Source organism: Pseudomonas sp. rhizo25, from assembly GCF_031931935.1.
GTDB lineage: Bacteria > Pseudomonadota > Gammaproteobacteria > Pseudomonadales > Pseudomonadaceae > Aquipseudomonas > Aquipseudomonas synxantha.
This window is the reverse complement of sequence record NZ_JAUJXA010000001.1, coordinates 295,378-315,229: the sequence shown is the minus strand read 5'-3', so window position 1 is coordinate 315,229 and position 19,852 is coordinate 295,378. Positions and strand designations below refer to the sequence as shown.

The 19,852-nt window shown below is 59.5% G+C and carries 17 protein-coding genes; 14 read left to right on the top strand and 3 right to left on the bottom strand.

Features of this window, described 5'->3' with window-relative positions:
* Positions 1–90 precede the first annotated feature (90 nt).
* Positions 91–1,734, top strand: coding sequence for a Na+/H+ antiporter (locus QZR30_RS01490; protein ID WP_046071282.1), 1,644 nt, complete (start codon positions 91–93; stop codon positions 1,732–1,734).
* An 11-nt stretch (positions 1,735–1,745) separates the two neighbouring features.
* On the opposite strand, the gene dapC is transcribed toward QZR30_RS01490, so the two are convergent.
* The 3 genes from dapC to map all read right to left on the bottom strand — a co-directional run bounded on the left by dapC (position 1,746) and on the right by map (position 6,593).
* The gene (gene dapC, locus QZR30_RS01485; protein WP_059398127.1) at positions 1,746–2,945 is read right to left on the bottom strand and encodes a succinyldiaminopimelate transaminase; all 1,200 of its coding nucleotides are present in this window, start codon (positions 2,943–2,945) and stop codon (positions 1,746–1,748) included.
* 96 nt (positions 2,946–3,041) lie between these two features.
* Positions 3,042–5,744, bottom strand: a complete 2,703-nt coding sequence (locus QZR30_RS01480; protein WP_311902866.1) for a [protein-PII] uridylyltransferase — start codon at positions 5,742–5,744, stop codon at positions 3,042–3,044.
* A gap of 66 nt (positions 5,745–5,810) precedes the next feature.
* Positions 5,811–6,593, bottom strand: a complete 783-nt coding sequence (gene map / locus QZR30_RS01475; protein ID WP_043049616.1) for a type I methionyl aminopeptidase — start codon at positions 6,591–6,593, stop codon at positions 5,811–5,813.
* A 387-nt stretch (positions 6,594–6,980) separates the two neighbouring features.
* Here map and rpsB point away from each other — a divergent pair, with 387 nt between their 5' ends.
* From rpsB to lpxA, 13 genes are all read left to right on the top strand, one after another.
* Positions 6,981–7,718 (top strand): 30S ribosomal protein S2, encoded by a 738-nt coding sequence (gene rpsB, locus QZR30_RS01470; RefSeq protein ID WP_003219330.1) that lies wholly within the window; start codon positions 6,981–6,983, stop codon positions 7,716–7,718.
* Positions 7,719–7,909: 191 nt separating this feature from the next.
* Positions 7,910–8,773 (top strand): translation elongation factor Ts, encoded by an 864-nt coding sequence (gene tsf / locus QZR30_RS01465; protein ID WP_046071285.1) that lies wholly within the window; start codon positions 7,910–7,912, stop codon positions 8,771–8,773.
* A 212-nt stretch (positions 8,774–8,985) separates the two neighbouring features.
* Complete coding sequence (pyrH, locus tag QZR30_RS01460; RefSeq protein WP_003189161.1) at positions 8,986–9,729, top strand: UMP kinase; 744 nt, start codon at positions 8,986–8,988, stop codon at positions 9,727–9,729.
* On the top strand, positions 9,726–10,283 hold the full coding sequence (frr, locus tag QZR30_RS01455) for a ribosome recycling factor (RefSeq protein ID WP_043049618.1): 558 nt from the start codon (positions 9,726–9,728) through the stop codon (positions 10,281–10,283). Before pyrH ends, frr begins: the two co-directional genes overlap by 4 nt.
* Positions 10,284–10,300: 17 nt before the next feature.
* Entirely contained in the window at positions 10,301–11,056 is a 756-nt protein-coding gene (gene uppS / locus QZR30_RS01450; protein WP_005785713.1) for a polyprenyl diphosphate synthase, read from the top strand.
* Complete coding sequence (locus tag QZR30_RS01445) at positions 11,057–11,863, top strand: phosphatidate cytidylyltransferase (protein WP_274358083.1); 807 nt, start codon at positions 11,057–11,059, stop codon at positions 11,861–11,863.
* Positions 11,860–13,050 carry a 1-deoxy-D-xylulose-5-phosphate reductoisomerase gene (gene ispC, locus QZR30_RS01440; protein WP_056847434.1) on the top strand — a complete coding sequence of 397 codons (1,191 nt, stop codon included), beginning with the start codon at positions 11,860–11,862 and terminating at the stop codon, positions 13,048–13,050. Before QZR30_RS01445 ends, ispC begins: the two co-directional genes overlap by 4 nt.
* 53 nt (positions 13,051–13,103) lie before the next feature.
* Positions 13,104–14,456, top strand: coding sequence for a sigma E protease regulator RseP (gene rseP, locus QZR30_RS01435; protein WP_046071288.1), 1,353 nt, complete (start codon positions 13,104–13,106; stop codon positions 14,454–14,456).
* Between the two features lie 74 nt (positions 14,457–14,530).
* Positions 14,531–16,918: an outer membrane protein assembly factor BamA gene (gene bamA, locus QZR30_RS01430; RefSeq protein WP_046071289.1), complete on the top strand. Its 2,388-nt coding sequence runs from the start codon at positions 14,531–14,533 to the stop codon at positions 16,916–16,918.
* Positions 16,919–16,963: 45 nt separating this feature from the next.
* Positions 16,964–17,467 carry an OmpH family outer membrane protein gene (locus tag QZR30_RS01425; protein WP_003172279.1) on the top strand — a complete coding sequence of 168 codons (504 nt, stop codon included), beginning with the start codon at positions 16,964–16,966 and terminating at the stop codon, positions 17,465–17,467.
* 3 nt (positions 17,468–17,470) lie between these two features.
* Positions 17,471–18,526, top strand: coding sequence for a UDP-3-O-(3-hydroxymyristoyl)glucosamine N-acyltransferase (lpxD, locus tag QZR30_RS01420; RefSeq protein WP_046071290.1), 1,056 nt, complete (start codon positions 17,471–17,473; stop codon positions 18,524–18,526).
* A gap of 111 nt (positions 18,527–18,637) precedes the next feature.
* The gene (fabZ, locus tag QZR30_RS01415) at positions 18,638–19,078 is read left to right on the top strand and encodes a 3-hydroxyacyl-ACP dehydratase FabZ (protein WP_034118457.1); all 441 of its coding nucleotides are present in this window, start codon (positions 18,638–18,640) and stop codon (positions 19,076–19,078) included.
* On the top strand, positions 19,075–19,851 hold the full coding sequence (gene lpxA / locus QZR30_RS01410; RefSeq protein ID WP_043049624.1) for an acyl-ACP--UDP-N-acetylglucosamine O-acyltransferase: 777 nt from the start codon (positions 19,075–19,077) through the stop codon (positions 19,849–19,851). Before fabZ ends, lpxA begins: the two co-directional genes overlap by 4 nt.
* Position 19,852 lies beyond the last annotated feature (1 nt).

Genomic DNA, 19,852 nt, shown 5'->3' with positions numbered 1-19,852 from the left:
AGGTAACATAGCCGGGTAATATGGCACTTCAACGGCCAGTTGTTGCCTCACGTGTGTCGTTGCAAGTCGATTGTCCGGGAAACCCGCGTTATGCAAACTGCCTATACCGTTCTTATCCTGCTGATGCTGGTCAGCGTTTCGCGCCTTGTCGGGCGTGTCATTCCTCTGCCCCTGCCGCTGGTGCAGATTGCCGCCGGAGCCTTGTTGGCCTGGCCCACGCTGGGGCTGCATGTGGCCCTGGACCCGGAGCTGTTCCTGTTTTTGTTCCTGCCGCCACTGCTGTTCTCGGATGGCTGGCGCATGCCCAAGCGCGAATTGTGGCGTCTGCGCGGTCCAATCCTGACGCTGGCGGTAGGGCTGGTATTGTTCACGGTGGTTGGCGCCGGCTATTTCATTCACTGGATATTGCCGACGATTCCGTTGCCGGTGGCCTTCGCCCTGGCAGCAGTTTTATCACCGACGGATGCTGTGGCAGTGTCGGCCATTTCCCAGAACCGTTTGCCCAAGCCACTGATGCATATGCTCCAAGGCGAGGCGCTGATGAACGACGCGTCGGGCCTGGTGACCTTCAAGTTCGCCCTGGCGGCGGCGTTGACCGGGGTGTTTTCCTTGGCGGATGCCAGCCTGACGTTTGTGTTGGTCGCCGTGGGTGGCCTGGCGGTCGGCGTGGCGTTGAGCTGGCTGGTCGGCCGCCTGCGCGCCTGGATGATCGCGCGGGGCTGGGATGATCCGGCGACCCATGTGGTGTTCATGCTATTGCTGCCCTTTGCTGCCTACGTGCTGGCCGAGCGCCTGGGCGCTTCGGGCATTTTGTCGGCGGTGGCGGCGGGCATGATGCAGAGCTGGCTGGACCTGCTGCCACGCCAGACCAGTACGCGCTTGCTCAATCGCAGTGTCTGGTCGTTGCTGGAATTCGCCTTCAACGGCCTGATCTTCCTGCTGCTCGGCTTGCAATTGCCGGACATTATCAAGGCGGTGGTGAGTCACGAAACCACGCTGTGGCCCACCCTGTTGTATCGCTGCCTGGATGTGGTGGCGATCTTCCTGGTGCTGGTGGTATTACGTTTTATCTGGGTGCAAAGCATCTGGCGCCTGTCGGGCTTGCTCCGCAGGCTGCGTGGGAAAAGTGCGCTCACCCTGGTGCCCACCGCCCGTTCCTGCTGGTTGTTGACCGTCGGCGGTGTACGCGGGGCAGTGACTTTGGCCGGTGTCATGTCGGTGCCGTTGCTGTTGGCGCCGGGGCAGGATTTTCCTGAGCGCGACTTGCTGATCTTTATCGCTGCGGGAGTGATCCTGTTGTCGCTGGTTGCTGCCTGTATTGCGCTGCCGCTGCTATTGCGCGGCGTAGAGAAGAGCCCGGATGAAAAGCGCCATAACGAGGTGCGCGAGGCGTGGAAAAAGACTGCCGTGGCGGCAATTCATGCTCTCGAGGCTGAGGAGCCCGCAGAGGCCGAACCGTCGGATGCGGCCCAGGCTGCATTGGCTACGGAGCTCAAGGCCCGGCTGATGTCGGAATACCGCCACCAACTGGAGGTCTTCAATGATTCGGCCGAAGCCCAGGCGCTGGCGCAACAGATGGATCAGCTGGAGCGCAAACTGCGGCTCAAGGCCCTGCGTGCACAACGCCTGGAGCTATATAGCTTGAGCCGTCATCACCAGATTGGCGATGACGTTTTGAGGGAAGTGCTGGCAGAATTGGATATGAGTGAGGCGAACCTGGGTCACATGAAGTGACCCATGGGCCTTTATCGGCGCCGTTGGATAAAGTCTCGAATCCGCTCGGCCGCTTCCACGCATTCAGCTAGCGGTGCAACCAACGCCATGCGCACACGCCCGGCGCCTGGGTTGACGCCATCCACGTCCCTCGACAGGTAAGAGCCCGGCACCACGGTCACGTGTTCCTCTACGAACAAATCACGGCAGAAAGCGGCATCATCGCCATTCACGTTCGGCCACAAATAAAAACCGCCGTCCGGGCTTTGTACGTCCAGTACCGGCTTGAGGATCGCCAGCACCGCGTCGAACTTTTCGCGATATAGGTCACGGTTGGCCTGTACGTGGGCCTCGTCCTGCCAGGCGGCAATGCTCGCCAGTTGGGTTTGCACCGGCATCGCGCAGCCGTGGTAGGTGCGGTACAGCAGGAAGCTCTTGAGGATGTCGGCATCACCGGCCACGAAGCCCGAGCGCAGGCCTGGCAGATTGGAGCGCTTGGACAGGCTGTGGAATACCACGCAACGCTTGAAGTCCTGGCGCCCCAGCTCGACGCAGGCACTGAGCAGGCCCGGCGGCGGGGTTTGTTCGTCGAAGTACAACTCGCTGTAGCACTCGTCGGCGGCGATCACGAAGTCGTATTCGTCGGCCAGGGCGATGAGTTTTTTCAGGGTGTCCACCGGGATCAGCGCGCCGGTCGGGTTGCCTGGCGAGCATAGGAACAGGATCTGGCAGCGCTTCCAGATATCCGGCGAAACCGCCTCGAAATCCGGGTTGAAGCCGTTGGCATCCAGGCACGGCAGGTAGTGCGGCTTGGCGCCGGCCAGGAACGCAGCGCCTTCGTAGATTTGGTAGAACGGGTTCGGGCTGACCACCAGCGCATCATCGCCGCGGTTGACCACGGTCTGGGTAAAGGCGAACAGCGCTTCACGGGTGCCGTTGACTGGCAGGATGTTACGCGCCGGGTCCAACCAGCCTTTGGGCACGTTGAAGCGGCGTTCGCACCAGGCGCCGATGGCTTCGCGCAGTGCCGGGATGCCCAGGGTGGTGGGGTACACCGCCATCTGGTCGAGATTGTTGCTCAATGCCTCGGCAACGAATGCTGGCGACGTGTGCTTGGGCTCGCCGATGGATAGCGCGATCGGGCGTTTGTCCGGGTTCGGCGTGACACTGCCGAGCAGAGCGCGCAATTTCTCGAAGGGGTAGGGCTGCAACTGGTTAAGGGCGTTGTTCATCGAAGATCTCGTTTAATTCAGTTGTAATGCGATGTGCCGGACAAAGCAGATCTAAGGTGGGAGGGGGCTTGCTCCCTCCCACAATAAGCCGGGTGTTCAAATGGTCAGGCGCGTCAGCTCAACGCCAGGTTCCTGGGTCACGCTCAATTGCTGGACGATGGCGTCCTGCAAACGTCGGCACAGTTCCGGGTCGGACAGCGGCTGGTTGTCGGCATCGGTAATAAAGAACACGTCTTCCACCCGCTCGCCAAGGGTCGCAATCTTGGCGTTCTGCAATGACAGGTCGAACTCCAGGAAGATCCCGCCGATGCGTGCCAGCAGGCCTGGGCGGTCCGGTGCGCTGAGCTCCAGCACCGTTACCGGGCGCTGGGCATCGTTGGAAATGGTCACCTGGGGCGCAAAGGCAAAATGCTTGAGCTGGCGCGGCACCCGGCGCTGGATGATGGTCGGGTAATCGTCCGGGTTGCGCAGGGCTTCGGTCAGGCCCTCGCGGATCTTTTTCACCCGCGCCGGGTTGTCGCCAATCGAGTCGCCGTCGGTGTCGAGCACGATGTAGGTGTCGAGGGTGAACTGGCTGCTGGAGGTGATGACCCGGGCGTCATGGATGTTCAGGTTGAGCTGGTCCATGGCGGCCACGGTCACGGCGAAGAAGTCGTGCTGGTCCGGCGCGTAGATGAAGATCTGCGTGCCGCCTTCGAATTCGCGCTGGGTAGTTTCCTTGATCAGCACCAAAGGGCCGCCATCGGCCGGTTGCTGCAGGATCGCGTCGCTGTGCCAGGCTACGTCGCCGGCGGTGTGGCGCAGGAAATAATCGTCACCCAGTTGCGACCAGAGTTGCTCGACGTCGTCCGGGTCGTTGCCACCGCGTACGAGGATATCCAGGGCCGCGCTCTGGGTGCGGCGGATCTGTTCTTCGCGATCCACCGGGTTCTCCAGGCCGCGGCGCAGGGCGCGCTTGGTCTCTGTATACAACTGGCGCAACAGGCTGGCACGCCAGGAATTCCACAGCGTGGGGTTGGTGGCGTTGATGTCGGAGACCGTCAGCACATACAGGTAGTCGAGGCGGGTTTCATCGCCGACGACTCCCGCGAAATCGTGGATCACCTGCGGGTCGGACAAATCCTTGCGCTGGGCAGTGGTCGACATCACCAGGTGGTTTTGCACCAGCCAGACAATCAGGCGGCTGTCCCACAGGGGTAACTGGTGACGCTGGCAGAAGGCTTCGGCGTCCACCGCGCCAATTTCCGAGTGATCGCCATGCCGGCCCTTGCCGATATCGTGATACAGGCCGGCCAGGTAGATCAGTTCGGGCTTGGGCAGTTTGGCCATCAGCTTACTGGCCAGCGGGAATTTCTCTGACACCTGGGTGTACTGCAACTTACGCAGATGCTTGATCAGGTTCAGGGTGTGGGCGTCGACGGTATAGATGTGGAACAGATCATGTTGCATTTGCCCGACGATAAAGCCGAACTCCGGCAGATAGCGCCCGAGGATGCCGTAGCGGTTCATGCGCCGCAGGTTGCGGTGGATGCCGATGCGGCACTTGAACAGCTCGATGAACAGGCTGGTGTTGCGGATATCGTTGCGAAATTCGTCGTCGATCAGGTGGCGGTTTTCCCGCAGCAGGCGGATGGTGTCGGCGCGCACGCCTTTGATGTCCGGCTGCTGGGCCATCAGCACGAAGATTTCCAGCATGGCGAACGGGGTGCGGCGGAACACGTTGTCGTTGCGTGCCTCGATATAGCCATCGTGCAACTGGAAGCGCGCATTGATCGGCTGTGGCGGCGCTTCGTCTTCGGGAGCCAGGATCACCTCTTCGAAGTGCTGGATGATCAGGTCGCTGAGCTGGGCGATGCTCATGACCACCCGATAATACTGTTGCATGAAGCTTTCGATGCTGGTCTTCGCGTCTTCGCCTTCAAACCCCAGCAGGGTGGCGATGGAGCGCTGGTGATCGAACAGCAGGCGGTCTTCGGAACGCCCGGCAAGCATGTGCAGGGCGTAGCGCACCTTCCACAGGAACTCCTGGGACGAGGCCAGCAGGGTGTTTTCGCTTTCCACCAGGAAGCCCTCGCCGGCCAGGGCACGCAGGTTCAGCGTGCCATATTGGCGGCGCGCCACCCACAAAATCGTCTGGATATCCCGCAGCCCGCCCGGGGAGCCTTTGACGTTGGGTTCCAGGTTGTATTCGGTGTCGTTGTACTTGTGGTGCCGCGCCTTCTGTTCGGCGCGCTTGGCCAGGAAGAAATCCTTGCTCGGCCACATGTGTGCAGTGCTGGTGACTTCGAGCATGCGTTGGCGCAGGCGTTCGGGGCCGGCGATGGTGCGGCTTTCCATCAGGTTGGTGATCACCGTCAGGTCGGCGCGGGCTTCTTCGGCGCACTCGGCCACCGAGCGCACGCTCTGGCCGACCTCCAGGCCGATGTCCCACAGCAACGTCAGAAAACGCTCGATAGAATCGCGAAAGATCTCATGGTCGGCGCTGTCCAGCAGGATCAGCAGGTCGATGTCGGAGTAGGGGTGCAGTTCGCCGCGACCGTAGCCGCCGACCGCCACCAGGGCGATATCGGCGTTTGCACTCCAGCTGAACTGTTCCCAGGCTTTTTGCAGGATGTTATCGACGAACCAGGCGCGATCCTCGATCAGGCGACGGATGTCCCGACCGCTGCGAAAGCGTACGTCGAGCACCTCGCGGGCTTGGCGGATGGCCTTCTTGAAGGCGGCGATGGGGCTCGCCTTCAGTGCCAGCTCGGCCTGGAACTGGCCGCGGTCGAAGAGTTCGGGATCCACCTGGGGCATCGATCGGCTTTCCTTTCTATCTAATAGTCAGTCACAGCACAGCGTGGGAAAACCAGCACAGCCTTTTTACGCAGAGACGCGAGGGATTGTGTCGTCGGCGCGCAGGGTGAAGATCTCGTAGCCGGTGTCGGTGACCAGCAGGGTGTGTTCCCACTGGGCCGAGAGCTTGCGGTCCTTGGTGATGGCGGTCCAACCGTCGCCCAGCACCTTGGTGTCGGCCTTGCCCTGGTTGATCATCGGCTCGATGGTGAAGGTCATGCCGGCCTTGAGTTCCATGCCGGTGCCGGCCTTGCCGTAGTGCAGGATCTGCGGCTCTTCGTGGAACACCTTGCCGATGCCGTGGCCGCAGAATTCGCGCACGACCGAGAAGCCGTTCTTTTCCGCGTGCTTCTGGATCACTTCGCCGATGTCACCCAGGCGGCAGCCAGGCTTGACGATCTCGATAGCCTTGTACATGCATTCCTGGGTGACCTGGGACAGGCGCTCGGCCCACACCGGCACGTTGCCGACGTGGAACATACGGCTGGTGTCGCCGTGGTAGCCATCCTTGATCACGGTGACGTCGATGTTCAGGGTGTCGCCATCCTTCAGCGGCTTGTCACCGGGAATCCCGTGGCAGACCACGTGGTTGATCGAGGTGCAGATCGACTTGGGGAAGCCTTTGTAGTTCAGCGGGGCAGGGATGGCTTTTTGCACGTTGACTATATAGTCGTGGCAGATTCGGTCCAGCGCTTCGGTGGTGACACCGGGCTTGACGTGTTCGGCAATCATTTCCAGCACGTCGGCAGCCAGTTTGCCGGCAACGCGCATGCCTGCGATGTCTTCGGCGGTTTTCAAGGTAACGGTCATACAGGCTCTCTCTAGCGCGACGCGCTGAAATCAATACGGTTCAAGGGGGGCGCGACAAAGGGGTGAAGCATTCGCGCAAGTCCCAAAAAACGCAATTCTAACAGACGATGGTGTCAAATCATGAGCGTCTGGTGATCGCTTCTCTCTATCAAGGTAGCGCCAGGGTCGCTCTATTCAAGGGTTTGGCTAAAGGCGGCGGGGCAAATGTGATTGCGGGTTTCGTTTTTGTCGATGCTGTGGTATAAAATGCGCCGCTTTCCGGGGATACCCCGCGAAGGTTAAATCCACACACGTGTCGACACGATGACCTGGGTGCCGGAGGCCTTGATGCCGCTGGTTGGTCATTGGGATACGTGGAGGCCAAACCCGACTTATTAAGGAACTATCATGTCCCAAGTCAACATGCGCGATATGCTGAAGGCCGGTGTGCACTTCGGTCACCAGACCCGTTACTGGAACCCGAAAATGGGTAAGTACATTTTCGGCGCGCGTAACAAGATCCACATTATCAACCTTGAAAAAACCCTGCCAATGTTCAACGAAGCGCTGACTTTCGTAGAGCGCCTGGCCCAGGGCAAAAACAAGATCCTGTTCGTCGGCACCAAGCGTTCCGCTGGCAAGATCGTTGCTGAAGAAGCAGCACGTTGCGGTTCGCCGTACGTCGATCACCGCTGGTTGGGCGGCATGCTGACCAACTTCAAAACCATCCGTGCTTCCATCAAGCGTCTGCGTGACCTTGAAGTGCAAGCCGAAGACGGTACTTTCGCCAAGCTGACCAAGAAAGAAGCGCTGATGCGCACTCGTGACCTGGAAAAGCTCGATCGTTCCCTGGGTGGTATCAAGGACATGGGCGGTCTGCCTGACGCACTGTTCGTTATCGACGTTGATCACGAGCGCATCGCGATCACCGAAGCCAACAAGCTGGGCATCCCGGTTATCGGCGTAGTCGATACCAACAGCAGCCCGGAAGGCGTTGACTACATCATCCCAGGCAACGATGACGCAATCCGCGCTATCCAGCTGTACATGGGTTCGATGGCTGACGCTGTAATCCGTGGCCGCAACCACGTTGCTGGTGGTACCGAGCAGTTCGTTGAAGAAGCTCCGGTAGCTGCCGCTGAGTAACTGACGCCCTGGCGTTGACTCAGTAAGCAAAAAGGGGGCTTGGCCCCCTTTTTGCCACCTCGAAAACCATTTGTCGGCAGCGCAGCTACATTCTTTGTAACGTGCAGCGGCCTACAACGGAGATTCGGGAAGAATTGATCGCCCGTTTGATCGGGTGGAATGGTTGAAAACCTATCCAAGAGGATTTTGAAATGGCAGAGATTACTGCAGCGTTGGTTAAAGAACTGCGTGAGCGTACCGGCGAAGGCATGATGGATTGCAAAAAGGCCTTGACCAAGGCCGGCGGCGACATCGAAAAAGCCATTGATGACATGCGTGCTTCCGGCGCCATCAAGGCTGCCAAGAAAGCAGGCAACGTCGCTGCTGAAGGCGCCATCGCCCTGAAGGAAGACGGTAAATCCGCCGTTCTGCTGGAAGTGAACTCGCAGACCGACTTCCTGGCCCTGCAGGATGACTTCAAGGCATTCGTTGCTGCCAGCGTCGAGAAAGCCTTCGCTGACAAGCTGACCACCGTTGAGCCTCTGATCGAAGCTCAAGAAGCTGATCGCCTGGTACTGGTCGGCAAGGTTGGCGAAAACGTCAATATCCGTCGCCTGGTTCGCGTTGAAGGTGATGTCGTTGGTGGTTACCTGCACGGCAACAAGATCGGTGTAGCGGTTGTTCTGAAAGGCGGCGACGTTGAGCTGGCCAAAGATATCGCGATGCACGTTGCAGCCAGCAACCCTGAGTTCCTGCTGCCTTCGGAAGTGTCTGCCGAAGCGATCGAGCGCGAAAAAGCGGTATTCCTGCAGCTGAACGAAGAAAAAATCAAAGGCAAGCCAGAAAACATTGTTGAGAATATGGTCAAGGGCCGTATCAGCAAGTTCCTGGCTGAAGCAAGCCTGGTTGAACAGGCGTTCGTCAAGAACCCTGAAATCAAGGTGGGCGAACTGGCCAAGAAAGCCGGTGCTGAAATCGTTTCCTTCACTTACTTCAAAGTAGGCGAAGGCATCGATAAGCCGGTCGACAACTTCGCTGAAGAAGTTGCTGCCCAGCTGGCTGCCGCCAAGCAATAAGACAGTTCCAGACTGTCGCCGAAAGAGGCTGCCCGCTCACGCGCGCAGCCTCTTTTCAAATGGGAAGGCCAATTTTATTTGGTTTCCTCTCGGAACTGGCTTACAAAGCCGTGTTCCGATGGCGCTGTGATAGCGTCCAGCTAGAGTGAACGCAAGCCGTAAACGGCTCGCCAAGAATTTTTTAAAAAAATACGCCGCAGGAGAGATTCGCAATGGCTCAGCAGGGCAGTGGTTATCAGGCTCGCTATAAACGCATTCTACTCAAGCTCAGCGGCGAGGCCCTGATGGGCTCGGAAGAGTTCGGGATCGACCCCAAGGTGCTTGACCGCATGGCGCTGGAAGTCGGCCAGCTGGTCGGTATCGGCGTGCAGGTCGGCCTGGTGATTGGTGGTGGCAACCTGTTCCGTGGTGCGGCACTGAGTGCGGCTGGCATGGATCGGGTCACCGGCGACCACATGGGCATGCTGGCCACTGTGATGAACGCCCTGGCCATGCGCGACGCCCTGGAGCGCGCCAACATCTCGGCCATCGTGATGTCGGCTATTTCCATGGTTGGCGTGACTGATCACTATGATCGACGCAAAGCCATGCGCCACCTGAATTCCAAGGAAGTGGTGATCTTCGCTGCCGGCACTGGTAACCCATTCTTTACCACCGACTCGGCTGCGTGCCTGCGCGCGATCGAAATCGATGCCGACGTGGTGCTCAAGGCGACCAAGGTAGACGGCGTATACACTGCAGACCCATTCAAAGACCCGCATGCCGAGAAGTTCGATCATCTGACCTACGATGAAGTGCTGGATCGCAAGCTGGGCGTGATGGACCTGACGGCTATCTGCCTGTGCCGCGACCACAAGATGCCGTTGCGCGTATTTAACATGAACAAGCCCGGCGCCCTGCTGAATATCGTACACGGCGGCGCAGAAGGGACTCTGATCGAGGAAGGCCAACAATGATCAATGAAATCAAGAAAGACGCCCAGGCGCGTATGCAGAAATCCCTGGAATCCCTGAGCCACGCATTTGGCCAGATCCGTACCGGCAAGGCGCACCCGAGCATCCTGGGCAGCGTGATGGTGCCTTACTACGGCGCTGACACTCCTCTGAGCAGCGTGGCCAACGTCACCGTCAAGGACTCGCGTACCCTGCAAGTCGTGGCTTTCGAGCGCAACATGCTTGCTGCTGTAGACAAAGCGATCCAGAGCGCCGGCCTGAACCTCAACCCGACCAACCTGGGCGAGTTGTTGCTGATCTCCATGCCTGCCCTGACCGAGGAAACCCGTAAAGGCTTCACCAAGCAGGCACGCAGTGCCGCTGAAGATGCGCGCGTTGCCGTGCGCAACATCCGCCGTGATGCATTGGGTGACCTGAAGAAGCTGGTCAAGGACAAGGAAATCAGCGAAGACGAAGAGCGTCGTGCCGTCGCTGATATCGACAAGCTGACCAAGGACGCCGAAGCGCAGATCACCAAGGCGACCGAAGAAAAAGAAAAGGACCTGATGGCCGTATAAGGGGTCAGGACGCCTTCATGGAAAAGACCAAGCAGACTGTGCCCTCCGTGGTGCCGCGCCATGTCGCGATCATCATGGATGGGAATAATCGCTGGGCGAAAAAACGCTTTATGCCGGGTGTTGCCGGGCATAAAGCGGGTGTTGACGCGGTAAGGGCAGTGATTGAGGTGTGCGCTGAGGCCAAGGTCGAAGTGTTGACCTTGTTCGCCTTCTCCAGTGAAAACTGGCAGCGGCCCGCCGATGAAGTCAGCGCCTTGATGGACCTGTTCTTCAAGGCGCTGCGTCGTGAGGCCAAGCGCCTCAATGACAACAACATCAGTCTGCGCATCATTGGTGATCGCTCGCGGTTCCACCCGGAACTGCAAGCCGCCATGCGCGAAGCCGAGGCTATTACCGCAGGCAGTAACCGCTTTGTGCTGCAGATCGCAGCCAACTACGGTGGCCAGTGGGATATCGCCCAGGCAGCGCAACGGCTGGCCCGCGAAGTGCAGGCCGGTCACCTGCGACCGGACGACATCACGCCTGAATTGTTGCAAACCTGCCTGGTGACTGGCGACCTGCCGTTGCCGGACTTGTGCATTCGTACCGGTGGCGAGCATCGCATCAGCAATTTCCTGCTGTGGCAGCTGGCATACACCGAGTTGTACTTCTCCGACCTGTTCTGGCCGGACTTCAAACACGATGCCATGCGTAATGCGCTGGCTGATTTCGCTTCCCGTCAGCGTCGCTTCGGTAAAACGAGCGAGCAGATCGAAGCTGGAGCCCGGGTTTAAATGTTAAAACAACGAATCATCACGGCGCTGATCCTGCTGCCGATTGCCTTGTGTGGTTTTTTCCTGCTTGAAGGTTCCGGCTTTGCGCTGTTTATCGGCCTGGTCGTGACGCTGGGAGCCTGGGAGTGGGCGCGCCTGGCGGGTTTCAGCGGCCAATTGCCGCGTATGGCGTATGCGGCAGTGGTCGCAGTGCTGTTGTTCCTGATGTACATCCTGCCGGACATTGCGCCTTGGGTGCTGGGCGCGGCAGTGCTGTGGTGGGCGTTGGCGACATTCCTGGTGCTGACTTACCCGCGCACCAGTGGCCAGTGGTCGAGCGTGGCCTGCAAGCTGGTGATTGGCCTGCTGATCCTGCTGCCGGCCTGGCAAGGGCTGGTGGAAATCAAGCGTTACCCCCTCGGTAACGAATTGATCCTGGCGGTGATGGTGCTGGTGTGGGGCGCAGACATTGGCGCCTACTTCTCCGGCCGTGCCTTCGGCACGCGCAAGCTGGCCCCGGCCGTCAGCCCCGGCAAGAGCTGGGAAGGCGTGTATGGCGGCTTGGCGTTGACGCTGCTGATCACGCTGGTAGTCGGTATGGTACGCGGCTGGTCGGTGAAGGAGATTTTCATGGCCTTGCTGGGCACGGCTATCGTCGTGTTCATCTCGGTGGTGGGTGACCTCACCGAAAGCATGTTCAAGCGCCAGGCCGGCATTAAGGACAGCAGTAACCTGCTGCCAGGGCATGGTGGTGTGCTGGATCGTATCGACAGCCTGACTGCCGCGCTGCCGATCTTCGCCGTGCTGCTGTGGATGATCGCTTCGTGAGCCGCCTGCAACAGGTCACCGTGCTGGGGGCGACCGGCTCGGTCGGGCTGAGTACCCTGGACGTCATTGCCCGTCATCCTGATCGCTATCAGGTTTTCGCCCTGACCGGCTTCACGCGCTTGAGCGAGTTGCTGGCCTTGTGTGTACGCCATGCGCCGCGCTTTGCCGTAGTGCCTGAGGCGGCGGCAGCCCGTAGCTTGCAGGATGATCTGCGGGCTGCCGGGCTGGACACCCAGGTCCTGGTGGGTGAGGCGGGGCTGTGCCAGGTGTCAGCCGATGCGCAGGTGGATACCGTCGTGGCGGCGATTGTCGGTGCGGCGGGTTTACGCCCGACCCTCGCTGCGGTCGATGCCGGCAAGAAGATTCTGTTGGCCAATAAGGAAGCCCTGGTCATGTCCGGGGCGCTCTTCATGCAGGCGGTGCGCAAGAGCGGTGCGGTGCTGCTGCCACTCGACAGCGAGCACAACGCAATTTTCCAGTGCATGCCCGGGGATTTTGCCCGCGGCTTGAACCAGGTCGGCGTGCGCCGGATTCTACTGACGGCGTCTGGTGGTCCATTCCGGCAGACTCCGTTGGCCGAGCTGGAACATGTGTCTCCCGATCAGGCCTGCGCTCACCCGAACTGGTCCATGGGGCGCAAAATCTCCGTGGATTCGGCAAGCATGATGAACAAGGGCCTGGAGTTGATCGAGGCGTGCTGGTTGTTCGATGCGCGGCCTGACCAGGTCGAGGTGGTGATTCACCCGCAAAGCGTGATCCATTCCCTGGTCGATTACGTGGACGGTTCGGTGTTGGCGCAGCTGGGTAATCCGGATATGCGTACACCGATCGCCAACGCCTTGGCCTGGCCGCAGCGGATTGATTCCGGCGTAGCGCCATTGGATCTGTTTGCGGTGGCGCGCCTGGACTTCGAAGCGCCGGACGAGCAGCGCTTCCCATGCCTGCGCCTGGCTCGGCAGGCGGCCGAGGCGGGCGGCACCGCGCCGGCGATGCTGAATGCGGCCAATGAAGTGGCCGTGGCGGCGTTTCTCGAACGGCGCATCCGCTTTCCGCAGATCGCGAGTATCATCGAGGACGTCCTGGGCCTTGAGCCTGTCGTGGCGGTGAATGACCTGGGGGCCGTGTTTGAGGCGGATACCAAGGCGCGAGCCCTGGCCGGACAATGGCTGGGCCGCAATACGCGTTAGGCTGTGGGTGGGTTCGAGCCTTCAGGCATTGGATTGAAATGCGGAGAAATTAGATGAGTGCGCTCTACATGATTGTCGGCACCCTGGTTGCTCTGGGTGTGCTGGTTACCTTCCACGAATTTGGCCACTTCTGGGTGGCGCGTCGTTGCGGCGTCAAGGTATTGCGCTTTTCCGTCGGTTTCGGCATGCCTTTGTTGCGCTGGCATGATCGCCGTGGCACCGAGTTTGTGATCGCCGCTATCCCGCTGGGTGGCTACGTCAAGATGCTCGATGAGCGTGAAGGCGAAGTGCCCGCTGATCAGTTGGACCAATCGTTCAATCGCAAGACCGTTCGTCAGCGTATCGCGATTGTCGCTGCGGGCCCGATTGCCAACTTCCTGTTGGCGATGGTGTTCTTCTGGGTGCTGGCCATGATGGGCAGCCAGCAGGTGCGTCCGGTCATCGGCGCGGTCGAGGCGGACAGCATCGCGGCCAAGGCTGGTCTCATCGCAGGGCAGGAAATTGTTTCCATTGATGGCGAGCCAACCACGGGTTGGGGCGCGGTCAATTTGCAGTTGGTGCGTCGCCTGGGTGAAAGCGGCACCGTCAATGTGGTGGTGCGTGACCAGGATTCCAGCGCCGAAACCCCGCGGGCATTGGCGCTGGATCATTGGCTCAAAGGGGCCGACGAGCCGGATCCGATCAAATCCCTGGGGATTCGCCCTTGGCGCCCGGCATTGCCGCCGGTGCTGGCTGAGCTCGATCCGAAAGGCCCGGCCCAGGCCGCGGGCCTGAAAACCGGTGATCGTCTGTTGGCCCTCGATGGCCAGGCGCTGGGTGACTGGCAGCAAGTGGTCGACCTGGTGCGTGTACGCCCTGATACCAGGATCGTGCTGAAAGTTGAGCGAGAGGGTGCTCAAATCGATGTGCCTGTGACCTTGTCGGTTCGTGGCGAGGCCAAGGCGGCCGGGGGGTACCTGGGGGCCGGCGTCAAAGGTGTCGAGTGGCCGCCATCGATGGTACGAGAGGTCAGCTTCGGGCCTTTGGCCGCGATTGGCGAGGGCGCGAAACGCACCTGGACCATGAGCGTGCTGACCCTCGAATCGCTCAAGAAAATGTTGTTCGGTGAGCTCTCGGTAAAAAACTTGAGTGGACCGATAACCATTGCTAAAGTGGCGGGCGCTTCTGCCCAGTCGGGTGTCGCGGATTTCCTGAATTTCCTGGCTTATCTGAGTATTAGCCTGGGGGTTCTGAATTTGCTGCCCATTCCAGTATTGGATGGGGGGCATCTGTTGTTTTATCTGGTCGAGTGGGTGCGTGGTCGCCCCTTGTCGGATCGGGTGCAGGGTTGGGGGATACAGATCGGTATCAGTTTGGTGGTCGGAGTGATGTTGTTAGCTCTGGTCAACGATCTGGGACGACTGTAACGCTTCGCTGAATTGCGAATCTGCCGCATTTTGCGGCAGTTTGTTTATTGCCAGTTGGAATAAGAAAGGACTTCATGAAACGTCTGCTGCTAACTGCGGTTCTCACCGTATTGATGATCGCCGAAGTTCACGCCGAGTCCTTCACTATCTCCGATATTCGTGTCAACGGCCTCCAGCGGGTATCCGCCGGTAGCGTCTTTGGTGCCTTGCCGTTGAACGTCGGGGAACAGGCGGATGATCGTCGCCTGGTGGAATCCACTCGTGCGCTGTTCAAAACCGGGTTCTTTCAAGATATCCAGCTGGGTCGCGAAGGCAACGTCCTGGTTATCACGGTCGTCGAGCGACCTTCCGTCGCCAGTATCGCGATTGAGGGTAACAAGGCCATCTCCACTGAAGACCTGATGAAGGGCCTCAAGCAATCCGGCCTGGCCGAGGGCGAGATCTTCCAGCGCGCTACCCTTGAGGGTGTGCGTAACGAGCTGCAACGCCAGTACGTTGCCCAGGGCCGCTACTCCGCGACCGTGGAAACCGAAGTGATCCCGCAGCCTCGTAACCGTGTGGGCCTGAAGGTCAACATCAACGAAGGCACCGTGGCGGCCATCCAGCACATCAACGTGGTGGGCAACACCAAGTTCGCTGATGACGACCTGGTCGACCTGTTCGAACTCAAGACCACCAACTGGCTGTCGTTCTTCAAGAACGATGACAAGTACGCCCGTGAAAAACTCTCCGGTGACCTGGAACGCCTGCGCTCCTACTACCTGGACCGTGGCTACATCAACATGGATATCGCTTCGACCCAGGTGTCCATCACTCCGGACAAAAAGCACGTCTATATCACCGTCAACGTCAACGAAGGCGAGAAGTACAAGGTTCGTGACGTCAAGCTCAGCGGCGATCTGAAAGTCCCTGAAGACCAGGTCAAGTCCCTGCTGCTGGTGCAGAAGGACCAGGTGTTCTCGCGCAAGCTGATGACCACCACCTCCGAACTGATCACTCGTCGCCTGGGTAACGAAGGCTATACCTTCGCCAACGTCAACGGCGTGCCGACCCCGAATGATGAAGACCACACCGTGGACATCACCTTCGTCGTCGACCCGGGCAAGCGTGCCTACGTCAACCGCATCAACTTCCGCGGCAACACCAAGTCTGCCGACGAAGTGCTGCGTCGTGAGATGCGCCAGATGGAAGGTGGCTGGGCTTCGACCTACCTGATCGACCAGTCCAAGACCCGTCTTGAGCGCCTGGGCTTCTTCAAGGAAGTCAACGTCGAAACTCCGGCCGTACCGGGTGTGGATGACCAGGTTGACGTGAACTACGCCGTTGAAGAACAAGCCTCGGGTTCGATCACCGCCAGCGTCGGTTTCGCACAGAGTGCCGGCCTGATCCTCGGTGGCTCGATCACTCAGAACAACTTCCTCGGTACCGGTAACAAGGTGTCCATCGGCCTGACCCGCAGCGAATACCAGAGCCGCTATAACTTCGGTTATGTCGACCCCTACTGGACTGCTGACGGTGTGAGCCTGGGCTACAACGCCTTCTACCGCACCACCGACTACAAAGACCTCGACGTTGACGTTGCAAGCTATGCGATCGACAGCCTGGGTGTGGGTGCCAACATCGGTTACCCGATCAGCGAGACCTCGCGCCTGACCTTTGGCATCACTGCGCAACAGGATGAGATCAAGACCGGTGTGTACACCGTGGACGAGATCTTTGACTTCACCCGTCGTGAAGGCGACAAGTTCCTGAACTTCAAGGCGTCTGCCGGCTGGTCCGAGTCGACCCTGAACAAAGGTGTGCTGGCAACCCGTGGTCATTCCCAAAGCCTGACTGCCGAAGTCACCACGCCGGGCAGCGACCTGTCGTTCTTCAAGCTCGATTACCGCGGCCAACTGTTCCAGCCGTTGAGCGATAACTACACCATGCGCCTGCACACTGAGCTGGGCTATGGCGACGGTTACGGTTCCACTGATGGCTTGCCGTTCTATGAAAACTACTACGCCGGTGGTTTCAACTCGGTGCGTGGCTTCAAGGACAGTACGTTGGGCCCGCGTGGTACCCCGAGCCGCGGTGTTGAACAAACCGGTAACGCCGGAACGCGACGTGACGACGACAACGACCCGCTGCCATTCGGTGGTAACGTGCTGATCCAGGGTGGTGCAGAGATCCTGTTCCCGCTGCCATTCGTCAAGGACCAGCGTTCGCTGCGCACTTCGGTCTTCTGGGACGTGGGTAACGTGTTCGACTCCAAGTGTGAACAAGTCACTAACCCGAACGGTTCGCGGTCCAACACCCAATGCAACGACGTGAGCCTCAGCAATCTGGCGAGCTCCGTGGGCGTGGGTGTGACCTGGGTGACGGCGCTGGGCCCGTTGAGCTTTGCTCTGGCCATGCCGATCAAGAAACCGGATAACGCTGAAACCCAGATTTTCCAATTCTCCCTCGGCCAGACGTTCTAAGCGTCTGACCTAAGATAACGACAACGGATTCTGTAGGAGTACATCGTGCGTAAGTTGACTCAATTGGTCCTGCTGGCCACTGTGCTGGTAACCACCCCGGCCTTCGCCGAAATGAAAATCGCCGTGCTGAACTATCAGATGGCCCTGCTGGAATCCGATGCGGCCAAGAAGTACGCCGTGGATGCCGAGAAGAAGTTCGGTCCGCAACTGACCAAGCTCAAGACGTTGGAAAGCAGCGCCAAGGGCATCCAGGATCGCCTGGTAGCCGGTGGCGACAAGATGCAGCAAGGCGAGCGCGAGCGTCTGGAGCTTGAATTCAAGCAAAAGGCCCGTGACTACCAGTTCCAGTCCAAGGAACTGAACGAAGCCAAGGCCGTGGCTGACCGTGAGATGCTCAAGCAGCTCAAGCCCAAGCTCGACAGCGCCGTGGAAGAAGTCATCAAGAAGGGTGCCTTCGACCTGGTGTTCGAGCGCGGCGCCGTGATTGACGTCAAGCCTCAATACGACATCACCCGCCAGGTGATCGAGCGCATGAACCAGCTGAAGTAACCCATGACTGCGACTATCAAGCTCGGCGAGTTGGCCGAGTTCCTGGGAGCCACCTTGCGTGGCTCCCCGGAGAAAGAAATTACTGGGCTAGCCACCTTGCAGGAGGCTGGCCCAGCTCAGTTGAGCTTCCTCGCAAACCCCCAATACCGTAAGTACCTGGTCGATTGCCAGGCCGCAGCCGTGTTGCTGAAGGCCGCTGACGCCGAAGGGTTTATCGGGGATGCGCTGGTGGTGGCCGACCCGTACCTGTCGTACGCCAAGGCGTCACACCTGTTCGATCCCAAGCCGAAAGCGGCTGGCGGTATTCATCCGTCTGCCGTGATCGCCGATGATGCCCAGGTTGATCCTGCGGCCAGCATTGGTGCGTTCGCCGTGATCGAGAGTGGTGCGCGTATCGGTGCAGGCGTGACCGTGGGCGCCCACTGCTTTATCGGTGCGCGCTGCGAAATCGGCGCCGATGGCTGGCTGGCCCCCCGTGTGACCCTCTACCACGATGTGCGTATTGGTCAGCGTGTGGTCATTCAGTCGGGGGCGGTGATCGGTGGTGAAGGGTTCGGTTTTGCCAACTCCAAGGGTGTCTGGCACAAGATCGCCCAGGTCGGCGGCGTATTGATCGGCGACGATGTGGAGATCGGCGTGAACACCGCTGTTGATCGCGGGGCCCTGGCCGATACCGTGATCGGCAACGGCGTGAAGCTCGATAACCAGATCCAGATCGCCCACAACGTACAGATTGGCGATCACACCGCCATGGCTGCCTGCGTGGGCATCTCCGGCAGCACCAGGATTGGCAAGCATTGCATGCTCGCCGGTGGTGTCGGGCTGGTCGGGCATATCGACATTTGCGACAACGTCTTCATCACCGGCATGACCATGGTGACCCACTCGATTACCGAGCCTGGTGCCTATTCTTCCGGTACCGCCATGCAACCTGCGGCTGAATGGCGCAAGAGTGCGGCGCGGTTGAGGAAGATCGACGACATGGCACGACGCATCAAACAGCTGGAAAAGCGTGTTGGGGACGTGACCCCTGGCGGTAATGCTTCATCAGAAGGCTGATACCATTTCCATATCAAGTGTGCACAGCCGCTAGACTGCCCCCTTGATTTGCTAGCGGGGCGTGCGCTTAGTCCGCCCGCCCCCAATCTTTATTACAGGCTTCCCCCCGAAATGATGGACATCAACGAGATTCGCGAATACCTGCCTCACCGTTACCCGTTCCTGCTGGTGGATCGTGTAGTGGACCTCAACGTCGAGGAAAAGCGCATTCGTGCCTACAAGAATGTCAGCATCAACGAACCATTCTTCAACGGTCACTTTCCTGCGCATCCAATCATGCCGGGTGTGTTGATCATCGAGGCGATGGCCCAGGCTGCCGGTATCCTTGGTTTTAAAATGCTCGACCTCAAGCCTGCCGATGGCACGCTTTACTATTTCGTGGGTTCCGACAAACTGCGTTTTCGCAGCCCGGTCACTCCGGGTGACCAGTTGATCCTGGAAGCCAAGTTCATCAGCTGCAAGCGCCAGATCTGGAAGTTCGAATGCCAGGCCTCGGTCGATGGCAAGCCAGTGTGCTCTGCCGAGATCATCTGTGCGGAACGCAAACTATGAGTTTGATTGACCCTCGCGCAATCATCGATCCGTCGGCCGTACTGGCCGCCGACGTTGAGGTCGGCCCTTGGTCGATCGTCGGCGCAGGTGTGGAAATCGGCGAGGGGACTGTCATCGGGCCGCATGTGATCCTCAAGGGTCCGACCCGCATTGGCAAACACAATCGTATCTACCAGTTTTCCTCGGTAGGTGAAGACACCCCGGACATGAAGTACAAGGGTGAAGAAACACGCCTGGTAATCGGTGACCACAACATCATCCGTGAAGGCGTCACCATTCACCGCGGGACTGTGCAGGATCGTGCCGAAACCACCTTGGGTGATCACAACCTCGTCATGGCCTATGCGCATATCGGCCATGACAGCGTGATCGGCAACCATTGCATCCTGGTCAATAACACCGCGCTGGCAGGCCACGTGCACGTTGACGACTGGGCGATCCTGTCCGGATTCACCCTTGTGCATCAGTATTGCCATATCGGCGCCCACAGCTTCTCCGGCATGGGCACTGCTATCGGCAAGGATGTCCCGGCATTCGTTACGGTGTTCGGCAATCCTGCCGAAGCCCGTAGCATGAACTTCGAAGGCATGCGCCGCCGGGGTTTCAGCGAGGATGCGATCCACGCCCTGCGCCGCGCCTACAAGACCGTTTACCGCCAAGGATTGACGGTTGAGCAGGCCCTTACCGAACTGACCGAGCCGGCTACGCTGTTCCCGGAAGTCGCGGTGTTCCGTGACTCGATCCAGGCGTCGACTCGCGGCATCACCCGCTGAT

Coding starts and splice junctions, on each gene's coding strand:
- QZR30_RS01490 (WP_046071282.1), top strand. CDS start 91: ATGCAAACTGCCTATACCGTTCTTATCCTGCTGATGCTGGTCAGCGTT.
- dapC (WP_059398127.1), bottom strand. CDS start 2,945: ATGAACAACGCCCTTAACCAGTTGCAGCCCTACCCCTTCGAGAAATTG.
- QZR30_RS01480 (WP_311902866.1), bottom strand. CDS start 5,744: ATGCCCCAGGTGGATCCCGAACTCTTCGACCGCGGCCAGTTCCAGGCC.
- map (WP_043049616.1), bottom strand. CDS start 6,593: ATGACCGTTACCTTGAAAACCGCCGAAGACATCGCAGGCATGCGCGTT.
- rpsB (WP_003219330.1), top strand. CDS start 6,981: ATGTCCCAAGTCAACATGCGCGATATGCTGAAGGCCGGTGTGCACTTC.
- tsf (WP_046071285.1), top strand. CDS start 7,910: ATGGCAGAGATTACTGCAGCGTTGGTTAAAGAACTGCGTGAGCGTACC.
- pyrH (WP_003189161.1), top strand. CDS start 8,986: ATGGCTCAGCAGGGCAGTGGTTATCAGGCTCGCTATAAACGCATTCTA.
- frr (WP_043049618.1), top strand. CDS start 9,726: ATGATCAATGAAATCAAGAAAGACGCCCAGGCGCGTATGCAGAAATCC.
- uppS (WP_005785713.1), top strand. CDS start 10,301: ATGGAAAAGACCAAGCAGACTGTGCCCTCCGTGGTGCCGCGCCATGTC.
- QZR30_RS01445 (WP_274358083.1), top strand. CDS start 11,057: ATGTTAAAACAACGAATCATCACGGCGCTGATCCTGCTGCCGATTGCC.
- rseP (WP_046071288.1), top strand. CDS start 13,104: ATGAGTGCGCTCTACATGATTGTCGGCACCCTGGTTGCTCTGGGTGTG.
- bamA (WP_046071289.1), top strand. CDS start 14,531: ATGAAACGTCTGCTGCTAACTGCGGTTCTCACCGTATTGATGATCGCC.
- lpxD (WP_046071290.1), top strand. CDS start 17,471: ATGACTGCGACTATCAAGCTCGGCGAGTTGGCCGAGTTCCTGGGAGCC.
- fabZ (WP_034118457.1), top strand. CDS start 18,638: ATGATGGACATCAACGAGATTCGCGAATACCTGCCTCACCGTTACCCG.
- lpxA (WP_043049624.1), top strand. CDS start 19,075: ATGAGTTTGATTGACCCTCGCGCAATCATCGATCCGTCGGCCGTACTG.